Source organism: Paenarthrobacter sp. YAF11_1 (assembly GCF_052113445.1).
GTDB lineage: Bacteria > Actinomycetota > Actinomycetes > Actinomycetales > Micrococcaceae > Arthrobacter.
Genome location: NZ_JBFRDF010000002.1, coordinates 221,405 through 239,687, shown reverse-complemented (window position 1 = coordinate 239,687; position 18,283 = coordinate 221,405). Strand labels below are relative to the sequence as shown.

Annotated in this window: 17 protein-coding genes and 1 pseudogene; 8 read left to right on the top strand and 10 right to left on the bottom strand. The window is 61.7% G+C overall.

Translation table 11 applies throughout. The annotated features are described in order from the left end of the window. Positions 1 to 14 precede the first annotated feature (14 nt). The 3 genes and pseudogenes from AB4Y77_RS05175 to AB4Y77_RS05165 all read right to left on the bottom strand — a co-directional run bounded on the left by AB4Y77_RS05175 (position 15) and on the right by AB4Y77_RS05165 (position 3,797). Positions 15 to 1,088, bottom strand: a complete 1,074-nt coding sequence (locus tag AB4Y77_RS05175) for an alpha/beta hydrolase (RefSeq protein ID WP_442013160.1) — start codon at positions 1,086 to 1,088, stop codon at positions 15 to 17. Then, positions 1,085 to 2,095, bottom strand: coding sequence for an alpha/beta hydrolase (locus AB4Y77_RS05170; RefSeq protein ID WP_442013159.1), 1,011 nt, complete (start codon positions 2,093 to 2,095; stop codon positions 1,085 to 1,087). Before AB4Y77_RS05170 ends, AB4Y77_RS05175 begins: the two co-directional genes overlap by 4 nt. 9 nt (positions 2,096 to 2,104) lie before the next feature. Beyond that, positions 2,105 to 3,797, bottom strand: a pseudogene (locus AB4Y77_RS05165) (FAD-binding dehydrogenase). A gap of 68 nt (positions 3,798 to 3,865) precedes the next feature. Here AB4Y77_RS05165 and AB4Y77_RS05160 point away from each other — a divergent pair. Further along, positions 3,866 to 4,942: a quinone-dependent dihydroorotate dehydrogenase gene (locus AB4Y77_RS05160; protein WP_442013158.1), complete on the top strand. Its 1,077-nt coding sequence runs from the start codon at positions 3,866 to 3,868 to the stop codon at positions 4,940 to 4,942. Positions 4,943 to 5,030: 88 nt separating this feature from the next. Here AB4Y77_RS05160 and AB4Y77_RS05155 read toward each other — a convergent pair whose 3' ends face one another. Next, positions 5,031 to 5,624, bottom strand: a complete 594-nt coding sequence (locus tag AB4Y77_RS05155; RefSeq protein ID WP_311213068.1) for a DUF3043 domain-containing protein — start codon at positions 5,622 to 5,624, stop codon at positions 5,031 to 5,033. 115 nt (positions 5,625 to 5,739) lie between these two features. Here AB4Y77_RS05155 and AB4Y77_RS05150 point away from each other — a divergent pair, with 115 nt between their 5' ends. The 5 genes from AB4Y77_RS05150 (at position 5,740) to AB4Y77_RS05130 (ending at position 10,946) form a co-directional block, all read left to right on the top strand. Continuing rightward, complete coding sequence (locus AB4Y77_RS05150) at positions 5,740 to 7,173, top strand: dipeptidase (protein WP_442013157.1); 1,434 nt, start codon at positions 5,740 to 5,742, stop codon at positions 7,171 to 7,173. 194 nt (positions 7,174 to 7,367) lie between these two features. Further along, positions 7,368 to 7,757, top strand: a complete 390-nt coding sequence (locus tag AB4Y77_RS05145) for a HesB/IscA family protein (RefSeq protein ID WP_026540757.1) — start codon at positions 7,368 to 7,370, stop codon at positions 7,755 to 7,757. Between the two features lie 183 nt (positions 7,758 to 7,940). Continuing rightward, a complete protein-coding gene (gene ctaC, locus AB4Y77_RS05140) occupies positions 7,941 to 8,813 on the top strand; it encodes an aa3-type cytochrome oxidase subunit II (RefSeq protein ID WP_089595186.1) in 873 nt (290 codons plus the stop codon). A gap of 10 nt (positions 8,814 to 8,823) precedes the next feature. Beyond that, on the top strand, positions 8,824 to 10,548 hold the full coding sequence (ctaD, locus tag AB4Y77_RS05135; RefSeq protein ID WP_089595185.1) for an aa3-type cytochrome oxidase subunit I: 1,725 nt from the start codon (positions 8,824 to 8,826) through the stop codon (positions 10,546 to 10,548). Next, positions 10,545 to 10,946 carry a cytochrome c oxidase subunit 4 gene (locus AB4Y77_RS05130; protein ID WP_231342844.1) on the top strand — a complete coding sequence of 134 codons (402 nt, stop codon included), beginning with the start codon at positions 10,545 to 10,547 and terminating at the stop codon, positions 10,944 to 10,946. The genes ctaD and AB4Y77_RS05130 overlap by 4 nt, the downstream gene beginning before the upstream one ends. Positions 10,947 to 11,017: 71 nt before the next feature. Here the strand turns inward: AB4Y77_RS05130 and AB4Y77_RS05125 are convergent, their stop codons facing one another. Further along, positions 11,018 to 11,311: an HPr family phosphocarrier protein gene (locus AB4Y77_RS05125; RefSeq protein ID WP_442013156.1), complete on the bottom strand. Its 294-nt coding sequence runs from the start codon at positions 11,309 to 11,311 to the stop codon at positions 11,018 to 11,020. A gap of 157 nt (positions 11,312 to 11,468) precedes the next feature. Between AB4Y77_RS05125 and AB4Y77_RS05120 the strand changes: the two genes are divergently transcribed. Further along, positions 11,469 to 12,260: a GntR family transcriptional regulator gene (locus AB4Y77_RS05120; RefSeq protein WP_311212905.1), complete on the top strand. Its 792-nt coding sequence runs from the start codon at positions 11,469 to 11,471 to the stop codon at positions 12,258 to 12,260. 157 nt (positions 12,261 to 12,417) lie between these two features. On the opposite strand, the gene qcrB is transcribed toward AB4Y77_RS05120, so the two are convergent. The 4 genes from qcrB to ctaE form a co-directional block, all read right to left on the bottom strand. After that, the gene (gene qcrB / locus AB4Y77_RS05115; protein ID WP_442013155.1) at positions 12,418 to 14,091 is read right to left on the bottom strand and encodes a cytochrome bc1 complex cytochrome b subunit; all 1,674 of its coding nucleotides are present in this window, start codon (positions 14,089 to 14,091) and stop codon (positions 12,418 to 12,420) included. Continuing rightward, positions 14,069 to 15,139 (bottom strand): cytochrome bc1 complex Rieske iron-sulfur subunit, encoded by a 1,071-nt coding sequence (gene qcrA, locus AB4Y77_RS05110; protein WP_310204608.1) that lies wholly within the window; start codon positions 15,137 to 15,139, stop codon positions 14,069 to 14,071. The genes qcrB and qcrA overlap by 23 nt, the downstream gene beginning before the upstream one ends. Before the next feature lie 96 nt (positions 15,140 to 15,235). After that, positions 15,236 to 16,024 (bottom strand): cytochrome bc1 complex diheme cytochrome c subunit, encoded by a 789-nt coding sequence (gene qcrC, locus AB4Y77_RS05105; RefSeq protein WP_311212903.1) that lies wholly within the window; start codon positions 16,022 to 16,024, stop codon positions 15,236 to 15,238. Between the two features lie 88 nt (positions 16,025 to 16,112). Then, positions 16,113 to 16,751 carry an aa3-type cytochrome oxidase subunit III gene (ctaE, locus tag AB4Y77_RS05100; RefSeq protein ID WP_035760670.1) on the bottom strand — a complete coding sequence of 213 codons (639 nt, stop codon included), beginning with the start codon at positions 16,749 to 16,751 and terminating at the stop codon, positions 16,113 to 16,115. A gap of 148 nt (positions 16,752 to 16,899) precedes the next feature. On the opposite strand from ctaE, the gene trpD reads away from it, so the two are divergent. Then, positions 16,900 to 17,964: an anthranilate phosphoribosyltransferase gene (gene trpD / locus AB4Y77_RS05095; RefSeq protein WP_311212902.1), complete on the top strand. Its 1,065-nt coding sequence runs from the start codon at positions 16,900 to 16,902 to the stop codon at positions 17,962 to 17,964. 13 nt (positions 17,965 to 17,977) lie between these two features. On the opposite strand, the gene AB4Y77_RS05090 is transcribed toward trpD, so the two are convergent. After that, the gene (locus AB4Y77_RS05090) at positions 17,978 to 18,256 is read right to left on the bottom strand and encodes an Lrp/AsnC family transcriptional regulator (protein WP_026540747.1); all 279 of its coding nucleotides are present in this window, start codon (positions 18,254 to 18,256) and stop codon (positions 17,978 to 17,980) included. Between the last annotated feature and the right edge of the window lie 27 nt (positions 18,257 to 18,283).

Below are 18,283 nucleotides of genomic sequence, written 5' to 3'. Positions count from 1 at the left end.
ACGCCCCGGCTACATCAGTAAGGGTAGGCAGCGAGCCATACCGCTACATCGCGATACGCCTGTTGACGGACGGTGCGCCGTGAGAGAAAGACATCATGAAGCGCACCTGGATACCGGAAGACGGCGGTGCGGCGGGCTAATCCAAGGGCCCTCCGCGAGGTTTCCTCAACGTCGATGACCGCGTCGGCCCGCATCAGGTCAGCGGTCCACTCCGCCTGGATCCGTGTCCTCCCGGACAACAGCACAAGGACGGGCGCATCGATGGTGAGCTTGCGTTCCACCGCAGCGTGCCCGGCCAGGACGGCTTTGGTCCACCCTGCGCGGATGGGGAATGAAGCCCGCGGACGCCATAGGGGATCCAGCATCCACTCGCCATGTGCCGCATTGCTGACGCTCTCCCAGTAGGCCGGCATCTCAGGAAAGCGGAAGGGGCGCTTGGGGTCCGTACGTGCAAAGGGTTCCACCAGGTGCATGGCGATGCTGCGGACGAGGCTGCTGCCCTGAAGCTCCAGCCATGGGGAATTCAGGACCAACGTGCCCAACCGGCCCGGGTTGCGATCGGCCCAGAGCGCCGCGATCAAACCTCCCAGGGAATGGGCCAGCATGTGGATGGTCGGCGCAGTGGTGTTGCCGGTCCGTGCAGCCACGTCCCGTTCAATCTCCACCAGCGAAGCTGCCAGGTCTTCGTCGTAGGCGTTGAGGTCCGTAATGTAGCCGGGTGTCTGTCCAGGCAGCAGGCTGCGGCCGAATTTCCGGAGGTCCACTGCGTAGAAGTGAAAACCCGACGCCGTGAGGTACTCAGCCAATTCGGTCTGCAGGAAGTAGTCGGCCCAACCATGCAGGTAGAGGACAACCCTGGGCGCCCCACCTGGATCGGCCGGGACCGCACGGCGTCTTCTCTTGGTGAAGGACGACAGGAAGTCAAGAATGCCATTCTGGGTGGCTTGCGGCGCAGGTGGAGCGTACCGGATGAGTGTGGCGTGGACAGGACCTTCTTCGTCAGGCTTGAGCGGCAGGTCCATGCATTCGTAGCCATGACCCAGGACGTCGCGTCGCCACTCGGTTCCAAGTCCCTCCGTGGTGTTCATATGTCCCCCTCCTGCCGCTCTGCCGGCACATCGTTGTGCATGAACCCCTTGATCCACCGCGCAAGCCGCGCATAGGCGTCTTTGCGCACTGCCGGTGCGGAGAGGAAGACGTCGTGGAGGCCGCCGTCGATGCGTTCCAGAGTGACGCTCCGGCCCAGCGCCATGGCTCGGAGGGCAATAACTCCAACATCCAGCACGGCATCCGAACGGCGCATGGACTCCTGCCACACCATGCCATTGGCGCTGGCCGAAGACATCAGGACGAGGACAGGCACATCGAGGTTCAGCCCGCGGGCAACCTGGGAATGCCCGGCAAATACGGCACTGAGCCACCCGGCCCGGACCGGGAAAGCCAGCGGTGGACGATAATTTTCGTCCAACGCCCATTCACCCTCCGCAGTACTGCTGATGCTGCGGAAGTAGAAACCCCGCTCCGGCAGTTTCAGGACGGTTTCCGGCCTGAACTTTGCGATGGGAGCCACCATGGCCTGCGCAGCCCGCCGCACCAATGAACTGCCGTGCATTTCCAACCACGGGCTGTCGAGAATGAGGAATTGGATGGATTCGGGGTGGCGGCTCGCCCATAGTGCGGCCACCAGCCCACCGGTGGAGTGGCCCATCAGGGTCACGCTGCCTTCCGGCGACGGCGCTGTGTGGTTCCGGATGATGCCCAGCGCCTGGTTGATCTCGGCGTCATAATCCGTCAGGTTTGCCACGTAGCCGCCGGGCATGTCCGTCTTCAGGCTTCGTCCGTGGTTGTGCATATCCAGGGCGTAAAAATCGTAGCCCTGCCCTGCCCAGAACCTGGCAAGTTCGGTGTTGAAGAAGTAGTCGCTCCACCCGTGCAGAAACAGGACGGCGCCGTAGCGCCTGGGAGCACCCCGGGGATCGTTTTGCTCTGCCCGATGGCGGATCAGGGTGGCGTGGCGGGTCACGCCGTCGGGTCCTGTGGCATCTACGCCGCAGGATTGGAAGTCAGTACCCAGGATGTCAGCCGTCCACTCCATGGCCCTAGCTTAGACACTGGCGGCGGCGTCCCGCCCGGCGGCCCTCCCGGTGAAAAGGCAGCCCCCAAGGAACGTCCCTTCCAAGGCCCTGTAACCGTGGATGCCACCACCGCCGAATCCGGCGGCCTCGCCAGCGGCAAAAAGGCCGGAGATGGGCTGGCCATCGGTGTCCAGGACCCGTGACCGCAGATCAGTTGCGAGCCCGCCCAGGCTTTTCCGGGTCAGCACGGAAAGCCGAATGGCTATCAAAGGGCCGTGGGCTGGGTCTGTGAGGCGATGCGGCGGGGCCACACGCATCAGCTTGTCGGTGGCGAACCGACGGGCAGCCCTGATGGCGGCAAGCTGGGGGTCCTTCCCAAGGCCGCTTTCCACCTGCCGGTCGCGGGCCTGGATCAGTGATTCAAGTGCTCCGGCCTCGATCAAAGAGGTGCCAACCAAATGGTTCATCCGGGCAGCGAGCTCACCAGGCGAGGATGCCTGGAGGAAGTCCACGCCCTGATCCAGGAAGCGTTGGACGGGCGTGTCGCCTGTGGGACGCAGGCGCGAAGCGAGCAGCCGGACATCCTTTCCCGTGAGATCCGGGTTCTGCTCGGAGCCGGAGAGGGCGAGTTCCTTCAGTGCGATGGTTCGATTCAAGACAAACCACGAGTAGCCATGTCCCGTCCCCACGATGTGGCGCAGTGCGCCCAACGAATCAAAGCCGGGGAAGAGCGGCGCCGGCAGCTGGCGGCCTTGGGCATCGAGCCACAGGGACGAAGGCCCCGGGAGGATGCGGATTCCATGGGCGGGCCAGACGGGATCGTAGTTGTGGATTCCTTCGGGGTAATGCCACATGCGGTCACCATTGACCACTGCAGCTCCCACAGCCTCAACTGCCGGAAGGAACTCGCCGTCAACGGATGCCGGCACGCCGCTGAGCATGCTCTCAGGTGCTGTACCGCCAGGCCATTGGCGGCGCACCTTTTCGTGATTGCCGCCTATGCCGCCCGTGGTCACCACCACAGCGCCGGCGTTGGCCGTGAAAGTACCAGCCGGCCGCCGTGCGGAGGGCTGGCCCCGCACCGCCGTCGACTCTTCAAGAATCTCGCCCGTGACGCCCGTGACGTGCCCCGCCGTCATGTCCAGGGACAGGGCCTTGTGCCTGAAGTGCAGGCTGACGCGGCCGGCGCGGACGCCTTCCATGACCTTGGCGAGGAACGGTTCCACCAATGCCGGCCCCGTTCCCCAGGCGACATGGAAGCGGGGGACGGTGTTGCCATGTCCCTGGGCTCCGTAACCGCCGCGTTCTGCCCACTGAACCAAGGGAAAGATCCCCACGCCAAGGCTCTTCAGCCAAGCCCGCTTCTCTCCGGACGCGAAATGGACATAGGCCTCGGCCCACTCACGGGCGTTGCTGTCATGGGATCTATCAAACGCAGCCGAGGCGAGCCAATCGGACAAGGCAAGGTCAGCACTGTCCCTGACCCCAAGCCGCCGTTGCTCAGGAGTGTCCACCATGAAAAGGCCGCCGAAGGACCAATGCGCCTGGCCGCCCACTGAAGCTTCGGGCTCCTGGTCCAGCACGGCCACCGGACTTACCTGCGGCATATGCCGTAGCTGCGGACACCAGGCCTGCTAGACCCGCGCCCACCACCACGACGTCGGCGGTGACGTCGTTATGGACCCGGCCCCCATGATCTGCATCACTATTTGTCCGCGGCATGCGTACATGCTGGCGGCATGACTGGTCACGGGTTTGGCGAGTCGTCCCTCAACCGCAAAACTAGGACTATGCGTGTTTACCCCACATTCTTCAAGCTGGCCTTCTCCTGGATGGATGCCGAAAAGGCACACAAGATCGGCTTCCAGGGGATCCGGGCGGCCCATCGCTCGGGTGCCGGCCGGGTCCTGGCCCGCCTGACGGCCCCTGACGCTTCGCTTCGGACTGAGGCGTTGGGCCTGACCTTCCCGTCGCCGTTCGGCCTGGCAGCAGGCTTCGATAAGGAAGGCCACGGCATCGAGGCCCTGGCCGAACTCGGCTTTGGCCACGTAGAGGTTGGTACCATCACCGGCCAGGCGCAGCCAGGCAACGAGAAGCCCCGGTTGTTCCGTCTGATTGAGGACCGTGCGGTGGTTAACCGTATGGGATTCAACAACGACGGCGCAGCAGCCGTTGCACCCCGGCTCAAGTCAGCGCGGGCTGCTCTGCAGAGGAAGCACCCGGACGTCCGACCCGTCATCGGCGTCAACATCGGCAAGACCAAAGTGGTTGAGCTCGACGACGCCACTGAGGATTACCTCGTGAGTGCACGAAGCCTGGCCCCCGCGGCAGACTACCTTGTGGTCAACGTCAGCTCTCCCAACACGCCCGGTCTTCGCTTGCTGCAGAACGTGGAAACCCTGCGGCCGCTGTTGCGGGCAGTGGGTGACGCCGCGGATGAAGCCGCCGGACGGCATATTCCGCTGCTGGTCAAGATTGCGCCGGACCTGTCCAACGACGACATCGACGACGTCGCCCGGCTGGCGCTGGACCTGAAGCTTGACGGGATCATCGCCACCAACACCACCATTTCCCGGGAGGGACTCGTTTCGGACGCCACCAAGGTGGCCTCGTTGGGTGCCGGTGGATTGTCAGGAGCACCCCTCAAGCAGCGGTCGCTGGAAGTCTTGCGCAGGCTCAAGGACGCCGTGGGTGACCAGTTGGTGCTCATCGCGGTAGGAGGAGTGGAGACTGCCTCGGATGTCCACGAGCGCCTGGAAGCGGGCGCAACACTGGTCCAGGGCTACACAGCTTTCCTGTACGAGGGCCCCTTCTGGGCTTCCAATATCAACAAGGGCCTCGCGAAGATCCGTAAGAAGGCGCGCTAAGCCCAGCCGCCCTGAAGATCAGGCATCCACAAAGAAGACCCCGGACCAATGGTCCGGGGTCTTCCCGTCGATGAAGGGGTGGGAGCGCTTAGGACGGGTACTGTCCGCGCTTCACCTGCGGCTTGGGCAGGCGGAGCTTCCGGAACTGAAGGGCGCGCATGCAGCCGTACCAAATGGAGCCGCGTTCTACCTCGCCGAATTTCTCGGTGAGGCGTTTCCTGAGCTTGCGGGAAAGGATGAAGACGTCAACGAAGACAGCCAGGAACATGATCCAGAATCCAATGAGGACGTAGCTGATGCCGGCGCTTGTGGGCGGAATGATCAGGGAAATCACCACGAACAGCAAGGCGCCGAACATGAGGTATTCACCCAAGCTGAACCGTGCGTCCACGTAATCACGGGTGTAGCGCTTCTGGGGGCCCTTGTCACGGAGGGGCAGGAATTTTTCGTCACCCGTATCCAACGCCTGCCGCATTTTCTGCCGCTGGTCCTGGATGGCTACCCGCTCCGCAGCCTTGGAGGCTTTGCGGTCATTGGGAACCAGCGGGCGCTTGCGGGCTGCTTCCTGGTCTTTCCGCTTGGGAGTGGGGGTGCCCTTTCCAGCACCGGGCTCCGTGGCGGTGGCGTAGGCCTGGTCTACTACTGATTGAGCGCTGGGCTCTTCCTTTTTGCGTCCGAACACCCCTACAGAATACCCCTCGCTGAGGTGGCGTACGTTACGTGGACCGCAGGCGGGGACCGACGACGGGTGGCCGTGCCTGCCGAGGACGCCCAAACCCCGGCGGTAAAGTGTGGCCATGACTTCAGCACATGCGGAGATCCCGCAGAACAAGCAAGGGCACGCCGGCAATACTCCCGTGGAGGCACTTTCCGGAGCAGTCAACGATTCCTTCGACACCACCTTGGAATCCCTTAAGAACCTCGTCGGCATTCCGGGCATAGCGTGGGCAAGTTTCGACCCCAACGAACTGGACCGCAGCGCCGAAGCGGTCGCTGCACTGGTCAAGGCCACAGGTATGGAAGACGTCCGGATATTGCGGTGCGACAAAGCCGACGGTACTCCCGGTGGTCCTGCCGTCGTCGCGCGCCGTCCTGCCGAGGACGGCAAGCCGACCATTTTGCTGTACGCCCACCACGATGTTCAGCCGCCGGGGGACAGGAGCCTCTGGAACTCCGAGCCTTTCGTGGCTGAGGAACGCGACGGCCGACTGTACGGCCGCGGCGCGGCCGACGACAAGGCAGGAATCATGGCGCACCTGGCCGCCTACAGCGCCGTGACGAAAGTTCTGGGTGACGGGTTCGGGCTCGGCGTCACCTTCTTCTTCGAAGGTGAGGAAGAAGCAGGCTCGCCCACATTCCGGACCTTCCTGGAGGAACATCAGGAGCTCTTGCGGGCGGACGTCATTGTGGTTGCCGACTCCAGCAACTGGAAAGTCGGCGTTCCGGCCCTGACCACCAGCCTTCGGGGACTCGTTGACGGGACCTTCGAGGTGCGTGTCCTGGACCATGCGGTCCACTCCGGCATGTTTGGTGGACCTGTGCTGGATGCTCCCACCCTGCTGTCACGGCTTATCGCGACGCTGCATGACGACGACGGCAACGTCGCGGTTGCGGGCCTGGTGGCCCGCGACGACGTGGCCGTGGACCTGGCCGAAGAGGACTACCGCGCAGACGCTTCAGTACTGGACGGCGTGAAGCTCGCCGGCAGCGGGACCATCGCCTCCCGGCTCTGGACCAAGCCTGCACTGTCCATCATCGGCATGGATGTCCCGTCCGTCGATGTTGCATCCAACACGCTGATTCCGGCCGCCAGGGCTAAGTTCAGCATGCGGTTGGCCCCTGGCCAGGACCCCGGGGCCGCAATGGATGCCCTCAAGGCACACGTCGAATCACATGCACCGTTTGGCGCCCGAGTGACGTTTACGCCGGGGGAGCGCGGCAACGCTTTTTCCACCGATACGTCCTCGGCGGCTGCAAAGGTAGCTCTTTGGGCGCTTGGTGAATCATGGGGCGTACAACCCGTGGAAATGGGAATCGGCGGTTCGATTCCGTTCATCGCGGACCTCATGGAGGTGTATCCGGACGTTCACATCCTGGTGACCGGAGTGGAAGACCCTGATTCCCGCGCCCACAGTGCCAACGAATCACTGCACATCGGAGACTTCCGGCATGCGGTGCTTGCCGAAGCGCTGATGCTGGCCCGGCTCAATGGTGAAGGACTCAACGGCTAGCAGCAGTTTGTTCCTTGGGGGCGCGCCTCGTTCCTTGGGGCGCGCCGGGAACAACCAAATGCTGTCCGTGGTTACGTAGGGAGTTATAGCTAAGCGTCTGCGCGACGTAGCATTAGGTATAACCCGTATGTAATTGGGTAAGGGCAGGCAGCGTTCCGGCGCCGCCGCCAGGAGCTTCATAAGAAGGTAGGCCAATGAGCACTGCAACCAACGAAAACAGCACCGGAGAACAGCTCGTCGCCAACGACGAACTGGCCACGCACGAGGTCAATCTGACCGACGTCGCCGCAGGCAAGGTCCGCAGCCTCCTGGAACAGGAAGGGCGCACCGACCTTCGGCTGCGCGTTGCAGTCCAGCCTGGAGGTTGCTCCGGACTGATCTACCAGCTCTACTTCGACGAGCGACTGCTTGATGGGGATGCTGTACGCGACTATGACGGCGTTGAAGTCGTCGTCGACAAGATGAGCGTTCCCTACCTCAGCGGTGCCAGCATCGACTTCGAGGACACCATTTCGAAGCAGGGCTTCACCATCGACAACCCGAATGCCGGCGGGTCTTGCGCCTGCGGCGATTCGTTCCACTGATGTGAGCCATCGCCGCATGTCGGCGCCACTTCGGGTGGGTTTAAAACCATTCGGAGCCACGGCGCTGACATGTGCGCGAAAACCGCTTGATAGCGGTAAGCTCTACATCGGGTAGTAAAACTTTTAGTGTGCCCGGTGAGCCTTCGGCCTGCCGGGAGACAGCAACAAGAGGAAGGGCCGTCTGTGAGTTCGCAGAACCGAACCGGCAGCCGACGCATAAAGATCACATCGATCACTGGCTTGGCACTAGCCGGCGCGTTGGTTTTGACCGGATGTTCACCAGAGGTAGAGAAGGGTTGGCTGCCAACAGAGCGCGGCACGACCAACCACACTGACCGGATCATGGACCTCTGGGTCAACTCATGGATCGCCGCCTTGGCAGTCGGTATCATCACGTGGGGCCTTCTGGTCTGGTGCATCATCGCTTACCGTCGCCGCAAGGGCACCACGGGATTCCCCAAGCAGCTCAGCTACAACCTGCCGCTTGAGGTCTTCTACTTGACCATTCCGCTGTTCATGGTGCTGGTGTTCTTCTACTTCACCGACCAGGACCAGCGTGCGATCGATGACCGCTCGCAGCCGGCCGACGTCGTTGTTGACGTCCGCGGCAAGCAGTGGGCCTGGGACTTCAACTACAAAAAGGGCGAGGTCATCAATGAAGACCTCCACGAGGCCGGCGTTCAGGCCCACCTGACTGGCAATGAAGTCAACAAGGAACTGCTTCCCACCCTGTACTTGCCGGTTGGCAAGTCCGTGGACCTGGAGCTGAACTCCCGCGACGTCATCCACTCATTCTGGGTTCCCGCCTTCCTCCAGAAGCGCGACATGATCCCCGGCAAGACGAACTACATCAGGTTCACCCCCACGAAGGAGGGCACCTTCGATGGCAAGTGTGCCGAACTCTGCGGTGAATACCACTCCGAAATGCTTTTCCGCGTCAAGGTTGTCTCCGAGTCTGAATTCCAGGCCCACATGGACAAGCTTCGCCAGGAAGGCAACACGGGCCTCCTCGGTGCGGAATACGACCGCAACCCGAACCTGAACGAAACCAAGTAAGGGGAGCGACGTGGCTACGTACACTCAATCCGCACCGGGGGTCCTAGAAGCTCCCGTAGTTCCTAAATCCAAGGGGCGCATCGTCGTCAACTGGATTACCTCCACCGACCACAAGACCATCGGGTACATGTACCTGATCGCGTCCTTCGTGTTCTTCTGCCTCGGTGGCGTCATGGCGCTGCTCATCCGCGCTGAATTGTTCGAACCCGGTATGCAGATTCTGCAGACCAAAGAGCAGTACAACCAGATGTTCACGATGCACGGCACCGTGATGCTCCTGATGTTCGCTACTCCGCTGTTTGCCGGCTTCGCGAACGTCATCATGCCGTTGCAGATCGGCGCCCCCGATGTCGCGTTCCCGCGTCTGAACGCCTTGGCTTTCTGGTTCTTCCTCTTCGGTTCAACCATCGCCGTCTCGGGCTTCATCACCCCGCAGGGTGCTGCTTCCTTCGGCTGGTTCGCCTACGCGCCGTTGTCGAACACGACATTCAGTCCTGGTGTCGGTGGTGACCTATGGGTCTTCGGCCTTGCCCTCTCCGGGTTCGGAACCATCCTTGGCGCCGTCAACTTCATCACCACCATCATCTGCATGCGTGCACCGGGCATGACCATGTGGCGTATGCCGATCTTCACCTGGAACACGCTGGTCACGGCAATCCTTGTCCTGATGGCCTTCCCGCCGCTGGCAGCTGCCCTGTTCGCCCTTGGTGCCGACCGACGCTTTGGTGCCCACATCTTCGACCCCGAGAACGGCGGTGCAGTCCTGTGGCAGCACCTGTTCTGGTTCTTCGGACACCCCGAGGTGTACATCATTGCGCTGCCGTTCTTCGGCATTGTCTCGGAGATCTTCCCGGTCTTCAGCCGCAAGCCGATCTTCGGTTACAAGGGTCTGGTCTACGCAACCATCGCCATCGCTGCGTTGTCCGTCACCGTGTGGGCGCACCACATGTACGTGACCGGTTCGGTGCTGCTGCCGTTCTTCGCCTTCATGACCATGTTGATCGCAGTGCCCACCGGTGTGAAGTTCTTCAACTGGATCGGCACCCTGTGGCAGGGGTCCATTACGTTCGAAACGCCCATGCTGTGGAGCATCGGCTTCCTGGTGACGTTCCTCTTCGGTGGTCTTACTGGCATCATCCTGGCCTCACCGCCGCTTGACTTCCACGTTTCCGACTCCTACTTCGTGGTGGCACACTTCCACTACGTGGTGTTCGGTACCGTCGTGTTCGCTATGTTCGCGGGATTCTACTTCTGGTGGCCCAAGTGGACAGGCAAGATGCTCAACGAGCGCCTGGGCAAGATTCACTTCTGGCTCCTGTTCCTCGGCTTCCACGGCACCTTCCTGATCCAGCACTGGTTGGGTGTCGAGGGTATGCCGCGTCGTTACGCCGACTACATGCCGCAGGATAACTTCACGTGGATGAACCAGTTCTCCACTATCTCTTCCTTCGTCCTGGGTGCTTCACTGCTGCCGTTCTTCTGGAACGTCTACATCACGTGGCGCAGCAACAAGAAGGTAGAAGTAGATGACCCGTGGGGCTTCGGCGCTTCGCTGGAATGGGCAACATCCTGCCCGCCGCCACGTCACAACTTCACTTCCTTGCCGCGTATCCGTTCGGAGCGCCCGGCGCTGGACCTGCACCACCCTGAGTTGGCCCAGGTCCACACTGCCGAGGCCCCGTCGCCTGCAGCAGCTGTTTTGGGTAACGCCGACCAGAAGGACGTCAGCAAGTGAAAATCGAATCGTGGCTCTTTGGAGCCGGAGTCTTCTTCTTCGTCCCCGTGGCCATTGCCTACGGATTCCTGACTGAATGGTCGGAGTGGGTTGGTGTCCTGGGCATCCTCCTGGTCGGTGGCTTGGCCGGCATGATCGGCGCATACCTGGGGTTCACTGGCAAACGGATTGGTCTTCGTCCCGAGGACCGTCCGGATGCCGAGGTCCACGAGGGCGCCGGCGAGCAGGGGCACTTCAGCCCTTGGAGCTGGTGGCCGCTGGTTCTCGGGCTGGCCTGTGCCGGTGGATTCCTTGGTCTCGCCATTGGCTTCTGGGTGACCTACGTCGCCGGCGGCCTCGCCCTCGTGGCGTTGGTTGGCTGGGTCTTTGAGTACAGCCGTGGCGACCACGCGCACTAGCAACTAGCACCTAACATGCGAAATGGGCCCCACCTTCTGGTGGGGCCCATTTCTTTTGCCTGATAACAGACTCAGCGGGCTTCTGTGGCCCCCAGGAGGGCCGAAAGAGCGGCCAAGGCAGTCTCGGCTCCGGAAACGGTTTGTCCGCCGAGCAGCGCGTCCGGAGCCACTTCCAGGAACACTTCGCAGCCGTGTCCGAAATCCTCGGTCATTACTTCCAGCAGGGAACGCGCATCTACAGGTTGTCCGTCCTGCTTGCGGATGGTGACCGGCAGACCGGTGTCTGTGACGGCTCGGACGAACACTGCTGCCGCCCGTGCGTGCAACCCGATTTCCGCGGCAACGACGGCTCTCTGCTCCGGCAACCCAGCTCCCTTGGTAGTCGACGGATCAACCGTCGGAAAATAGTCCATACAAGCGTAGCTTCCAAGGCCTTACTGCTCCACATGAACCCCTAGTGGTCTAGACCTGAAGGGCCACTGAATTATCCTTGAAGCATGAATCAATTGCTGGAACGCCGCAGTGCCTGAGGCGGCAAGCATTGCCGGCGAGATCGACCGCGCCAGTGGCACGCCGATTTACGTCCAACTCCGGGAGATCCTAAGGGCCTTCATTGCCCAATCCTGCCCGCCAGGTTCGGCGCTCCCCTCGGAGCGGGATTTGTCGGACCGCTTCGGTCTGGCCCGGATGACAGTGCGCCAGGCCATAGACGCCTTGGTTGGCGAGGAGGTCATTGAGCGTGTTGTAGGGCTGGGGACTTTTGTGAGGAAGCCCAAGTTGGATCTTCAAGTGAAACTCACGTCCTACAGCGAAGAGATGCAGCGCCGAGGCATGGTCCCGGCCGCAAAGGTCCTCAGCTTCGAACAGATTGCGGCGAGTGCATTCCTGGCCAGGGAGCTCCAGCTGGAGGAAGGCACGCCCTTGGTCCGGTTCAGGCGGCTGTTGCTGGCCGACAATGAGCCCATGAGCGTTGATGAGAACTTCATCCCGGCCCACCGCGTCCCCGGCCTGTTGGATGAAGCGCCGCCCACATCCCTCTACAACGTCCTTAGCGAACGCTTCGGCTTGGTGATGGAGTGGGGCGAGGACATGATTGAGGCCACCGCAGCGTCTCCCTCCACAGCCCGGCTGCTCAACGTCGACGTCGGTGCCCCATTGCTTAAGATCCAACGCCACGCCTTCGTGGCACGTGCCATGGTGGACTACTCCGTTTCCTACTATCGAGCTGACCGCTACAAGCTGTGGGTGCCTCTGCAACGTCCAGGAGTGAGGCCCACCCGCAACTACTCTTCGGGGTACCGCACTCAGCCGTAGCACCCGCTGACGGGCACCCCGGTACCCCGGTACGTCGAGTGCGTCAGTGCAGTGGAATGCTCAGGTGGTAATGGTTCTGGCACCTGAAGGGCGCTGGAACATAAAGTAGGGGCCCGGTCCAATGGACCGGGCCCCTACTTTATGAGAGTTCTAAGCGCTAGTGGCTCAGGCTCTTCTGGTCTTCGCCTGCTTCAATGGCTTCATGGTGGCCATGTGCGTGGGCGGCTTCGAGTTCGGCAGGTGTTGCCGGAGCAACACGGTCCTCGAAGAACCACCTGGAAAGTGCCGCGCGGCGCTTTTCCTTGCCGGTGACAACACCGTGTTCGTTCGGCTCGGCCGGCAGGGGAGCCGGTGATTCGAAGCCAACGAGCTTGTAGCGCTTGTACTCATCCAGCGGAGCGTGGACCTCGATGAACTCACCGTGGGGGAGACGGACAATACGTCCCGTTTCCCGGCCGTGCAGGGCAATCTCGCGGTCCTTGCGCTGGAGGGCGAGTGCTATGCGCTTGGTCACGATGAATGCGATGACCGGGCCGATGAAGAACAGCGTGCGCAGCCAGTAGGTCACATCGTTGAGTGAGACGTGGAAGTGGGTGGCGATGAGGTCGGAGCCGGCGGCTGCCCACATCACGCAGTACCAAGTAAATCCTGCTACACCGATTGCTGTGCGGGTTGGCACGTTGCGGGGACGGTCGAGAACGTGGTGTTCGCGGTTGTCCTTGGTGATCCAGCGTTCGATCCACGGGTACATGAACAGGACTGTAAAGATGATGCCTGCGGGTACCAGGGCCGGCAGCAGGACATTCAGCGTCAGCACACGGCCGAAGATGACCCATTCAAAGTGGAAGTCATTGATGACACCCGGCATGAGACGCAATGCGCCATCCACGAAGCCGATGTACCAGTCAGGCTGGGTACCAGCGGACACCGGCGAGGGATCGTAGGGGCCGTAGTTCCAGATCGGGTTGATCGTGAACGCAGCCGCCATGAGAGCCAGGACGCCGAAGACGATGAAGAAGAATCCGCCGGCTTTGGCAGCATAAACCGGGCCGAGCGGGTAGCCGACAACGTTTCCGTCGTTACGTCCCGGGCCGGGGTACTGGGTGTGCTTGTGCACGACCACCATGAAGAGGTGGATCACGATCATCAGAAGAATGAGCGCGGGGACCAGCAGGATGTGCAGCACATACAGGCGGCCGATGATGGCTGTACCCGGGAATTCTCCTCCGAAGAGGAAGAACGAGATGTAGGTTCCGATCACCGGGATGGACTTGATAACGCCGTCGATGATGCGCAGGCCGTTGCCGGAGAGCAGGTCATCGGGGAGTGAGTATCCAGTGAAGCCGGCCGCCATCGCCAGGATGAGCAGCACGCCGCCCACTACCCAGTTCATTTCGCGCGGCTTGCGGAAAGCACCCGTGAAGAAGACACGCAGCATGTGGACGCCCAAGGAGGCCACGAAGAGCAGGGCTGCCCAGTGGTGAACCTGGCGCATGAACAGACCGCCACGAACATCAAAGGAGATGTTCAGCGACGAGCTGTAGGCAACGGACATTTCGACGTTGTACAGCGGTGTGTACGAACCCTGGTAGTGGGTTTCCGCCATCGACGGATCGAAGAAGAAGGTCAGGAAGGTGCCTGACATCAGCAAGATGACGAAGGAGTAAAGCGCCACCTCACCGAACATGAACGACCAGTGGTCGGGGAAGACCTTCCGGCCGAACTCACGCAGGATGCCGGAGCCACCCACGCGCTCGTCCACGAAGTTGGTGAAACTACCAACCTTTGTCTTCGGAACGAAGGGGGCTTCAGCTGTTGATGAGGCGCTCATGCTCGTCACGCTCCCAGTAACTCGGTCCTACAGGTTCTCTGAAGTCGCTGGTCGCGACGAGGTAGCCCTCTGCATCAACTGCAATCGGCAGCTGGGGGAGCGGACGGCTGGCCGGTCCAAAGATGACCTTGCACTCCTGCGTAAGGTCAAACGTGGACTGGTGGCACGGGCACAGAAGGTGGTGCGTCTGCTGCTCGTAAAGAGCAACGGGGCAGCCAACGTGCGTGCAGATCTTGGAGTAAGCAACGATTCCGTTGTAGCTCCAGTTTTCACGGCCCTCTGAGGGGTGCAGCGAGTTTGGATCCAGGCGCATGAGCAGGACGACGGCTTTGGCCTTTTCGTTCAGCTTGCCTTCGTGGAGCTCGTTGAGACCTTCGGGAATGACGTGGAAGGCGGAACCGATGGTGACATCGGAGGCCTTGATGGGAGTGCCATCGGGGTCGCGGGTCAAGCGCTTGAGCTTGCCGCCCTCAGGAGCCCACATGGTGTGTGCCAGAGCATCGTCAGGACGCGGGCCCAAATCGCCGAAGATGGCGAGAGCGGGGAGCGGGGCAAGCGCAACGGCACCAAGAAGGGTGTTGCGGATCAACGGGCGGCGCTTGATGCCGGTTTCTTCGACGATGTCGTCGACGATCCGGACAGCAGCCTGGCGATCCTCTTCGGTACGGATGGCGTGGCGCTCTTCAGACACTTCGTGATCGGGCATCAGGGCCTTGGCCCAGTGCACGATGCCGGTGCCGATGCCAAGCATTGCGAAAGCCGTGCCGAGCCCCAGAAGGAGGTTCTGCGTGCGGATTGTCGCAATGGTGGTGTCGTCGCCCAGGTCGATGGCGAAGTACGCCACCAGGAAGACCAGCGTGCCAATGACGGAGGTGCCAAACAGAATGGCTACCTGACGCTCGGCTCGCTTTGCGGCTACCGGGTCCGTGTCAGCCAGGCGCAAACGATGCGGAGGGAGTCCAGGATCCTGGAACTTCTCCACCTCATTCTGACCAGCCGTAGCTACGGTGCCCGAGTGGTTCGGACTGCCGTCACTATGGTTGCCCATAATTCGCCTCATCCTTCTCTCGTTGTCTCGGCCGGGGCCGAGTTATTTGCAGTTTCAAACTGCTGACTGTGCAGCAGAAGTTTTGTTGTGTCCGGATCAGGACGTGCGGGACGTCAACCAGATGGTGAATGCGATGATGACACCCAAGCCGGCTACCCAGACAAAGAGGCCTTCAGACACCGGGCCGAGTGCTCCCAAGTCCGCGCCACCGGGTGAACCGTTGGCTTCGATGGTCTTCAGGAAGGTGATGATGTCGCGCTTGTCTTCAGGAGTGACGTTGGAATCACTGAAGACAGGCATGTTCTGCGGTCCAGTCACCATGGCCTCGTAGATGTGCTCGGCGCTGACACCGGCCAGTGCGGGAGCAAACTTGCCGCGGGTCAGTGCGCCGCCGGCAGCGGCTGCGTTGTGGCACATGGCGCAGTTGACTCGGAAGAGTTCGCCACCGTTGGCGGCATCTCCCTTGCCGTCGAGGAGGTGTTCCTCGGGGATGGCCGGGCCTGCTCCGAGGGAAGCAACGTAAGCGGACAGTTGCTTGGTCTGCTCTGCGTTGAACTGGGCGGGCTTCTGCTGGGCCTGCGGTCCGCTCATCTGCATGGGCATACGACCGGTACCAACCTGGAAGTCAACAGCTGCAGCGCCCACGCCGACCAGCGAGGGGCCGTCCTGGGTTCCGGACGCACCCATGCCGTGGCAGGTGGCGCAGTTGGCGGCAAAGAGCTTGCCGCCTTCTTCTACGTCACTGGCGCTGAAGCTGGTGGTGTCGGCCTTGGCCTGGTTGACAGTTGTGGCAACGGCGTACAGCCCACCAGTGAGGAGGAGGCCCATCAACAGCAGCGCAATGGCTGCCAGTGGGTGACGTCGCTTCTGCGATAGTGCCTTCACGTGGTGGTTCCTTTATTCGATCCTGCGTCGGCTCCGCGAGCCGCTTCTTGAAATTCTGCCTCTTGTAGAAAAAGAGTCAAAGCCGGGCTTACTTGAGGACGTAGATGACCAGGAAAAGGCCGATCCACACAACGTCGACAAAGTGCCAGTAGTACGAGGTGACGATCGCCGACGTCGCTTCAAAGTGCCCGAACTTCTTGGCAGCGAAAGCGCGGCCGATGATGAACAGGAAGGCGATCAGACCGCCAATGACGTGCAGGCCGTGGAAGCCGGTGGTCATGTAGAAGGCGGAGCCGTAGGCGTTGGAGGACAGGGACACGTGCTCGGAGACGAGCATGGCGTATTCCGTGGTCTGTCCGGCTACGAAGAAGGCACCCATGATGAAGGTGAGGACAAACCATTCGGACATGCCCCAGCGGGTGAATTGGAGCGGGCGGCCGGTACGGCGCGGTTCGAGCCGCTCGGCGGCAAAAACGCCCATCTGGCAAGTAAACGAACTTGCCACAAGGACGATCGTGTTGACGAGCGCAAACGGGAAGTTGAGCTTGGCCGTCTCCTCGGCCCACATCAGTCCGGATGTGGAGCGCAGGGTGAAGTACATGGCAAAGAGGCCGGCGAAGAACATCAACTCACTGGACAGCCAAACAACGGTTCCAACAGAAACCAGGTTGGGGCGGTTCAGCGTCGGGTGCGCCGGGGTACTGGGGGCATGGGTCGCAGATGTCACAAGGACATTATGTCTGTAAAAGTCCAGAGTTCCCAATGCAAACCACCGATTCGGGAGACTTTTTCTACAAAGACGCGAAATCGCGCGGAAAAGTTCCCGGCTCCGTTCACATTGGTCATCGGCGTGGCAGGGTCGATAGCATCAGTGGGTGACTTCTCCGGCATCGGCACCTGCAGCCAGCAATACCTGGCCAGGGCTCATCTCAGCACTGATCAATGGCGACGACCTTGCGGTGGGCAATACAGAGTGGGCCATGAACACCATCATGTCCGGCGAAGCCACTCCTGCGCAGATTGCCGGGTTCCTGGTTGCCCTCCGGGCCAAGGGCGAAACGGTGGAAGAGTTGGCCGGCTTGGTTCAAGCCATGGTCCAGCACGCCAATCCGATCGGCATCTCCGGGGAGAAGCTCGACATCGTAGGGACAGGTGGGGACCGGCTCAACACCGTGAATATCTCCACCATGGCGGCGCTTGTTGCGGCCGGCGCCGGCGCCAAAGTTGTCAAGCACGGAAACAGGGCAGCTTCATCGACCTCCGGTTCGGCGGACGTTTTGGAGGCCTTGGGCGTGCGCCTGGACCTCTCGATCGAGCAAGTGGCCCGGAACGCTGAAGAGGCAGGTATCACCTTCTGCTTCGCGCAGGTTTTCCACCCATCGTTCCGGCATACGGCCGTACCCCGCCGGGAATTGGCCGTTCCCACGGCCTTCAACTTCCTGGGCCCCCTGACCAATCCGGCTCACGTACAGTCCTCGGCTGTGGGCGTCGCCAATGTCCGGATGGCGCCCTTGGTGGCCGGCGTGCTGGCCCATCGTGGCAGCCGCGGCCTGGTGTTCCGTGGAGACGACGGACTCGATGAGCTCACGCCCACGGGACCGTCCACAGTCTGGGAAATCAGGAACGGCGCAGTCTCCGAGCAGGTGTTTTCTCCGGCCGAGCTTGGTATCGGGCCCTCTACGGTGGCGGATCTCCGCGGAGGTGACGCTGCGGCCAACGCACGGGTTGTCCGCGAGATTCTCGAGGGAAAGACCGGCCCGGTGCGGGACGCCGTCCTCCTCAATGCCGCTGCAGGTCTGGTGTCCTTTGACCTGGCCGCCGAGGGAAGCCTGACCGAGCGCATGCGCGCAGCGTTCGCCCGGGCGGCCGAGTCGGTTGACTCGGGGAAAGCCGCCGAAGTCCTCGCTAAATGGACGGATCTCAGCCGGAGCGAAGCGTAGGAAAGGTGCTCGTTTACTCGAAGCCGAGCGCGAACGCCGCATCAAGGTCGTGCTGCGAATAGGCCCGGAAGGCAATGTGGGTGGTGGTATGGACCACTGAACCCACCTTCGACAACTTGTCGGCGATGACGTCGGCCAACTCTTCGTGCTTGGTCACCCTGGCTACCGCTATGAGGTCCCATTCACCGGTGACCGAATAGACCTCACTGATGCCTTGAATAGCAGAGATCTGCTCTGCGGTCTCCGGGATGCGTGACGCATCTGTCTTGATCAGGACGAAAGCGGTGATCACGTGGGGCCTTTCCGAAAAAAGCATCAT

Excerpts from the sequence above, each read along its gene's own strand:
- qcrB (WP_442013155.1), bottom strand. The coding sequence starts at position 14,091 with ATGAGCGCCTCATCAACAGCTGAAGCCCCCTTCGTTCCGAAGACAAAG.
- AB4Y77_RS05145 (WP_026540757.1), top strand. The coding sequence starts at position 7,368 with ATGAGCACTGCAACCAACGAAAACAGCACCGGAGAACAGCTCGTCGCC.
- AB4Y77_RS05160 (WP_442013158.1), top strand. The coding sequence starts at position 3,866 with ATGCGTGTTTACCCCACATTCTTCAAGCTGGCCTTCTCCTGGATGGAT.
- AB4Y77_RS05150 (WP_442013157.1), top strand. The coding sequence starts at position 5,740 with ATGACTTCAGCACATGCGGAGATCCCGCAGAACAAGCAAGGGCACGCC.
- qcrA (WP_310204608.1), bottom strand. The coding sequence starts at position 15,139 with ATGGGCAACCATAGTGACGGCAGTCCGAACCACTCGGGCACCGTAGCT.
- AB4Y77_RS05170 (WP_442013159.1), bottom strand. The coding sequence starts at position 2,095 with ATGGAGTGGACGGCTGACATCCTGGGTACTGACTTCCAATCCTGCGGC.
- AB4Y77_RS05175 (WP_442013160.1), bottom strand. The coding sequence starts at position 1,088 with ATGAACACCACGGAGGGACTTGGAACCGAGTGGCGACGCGACGTCCTG.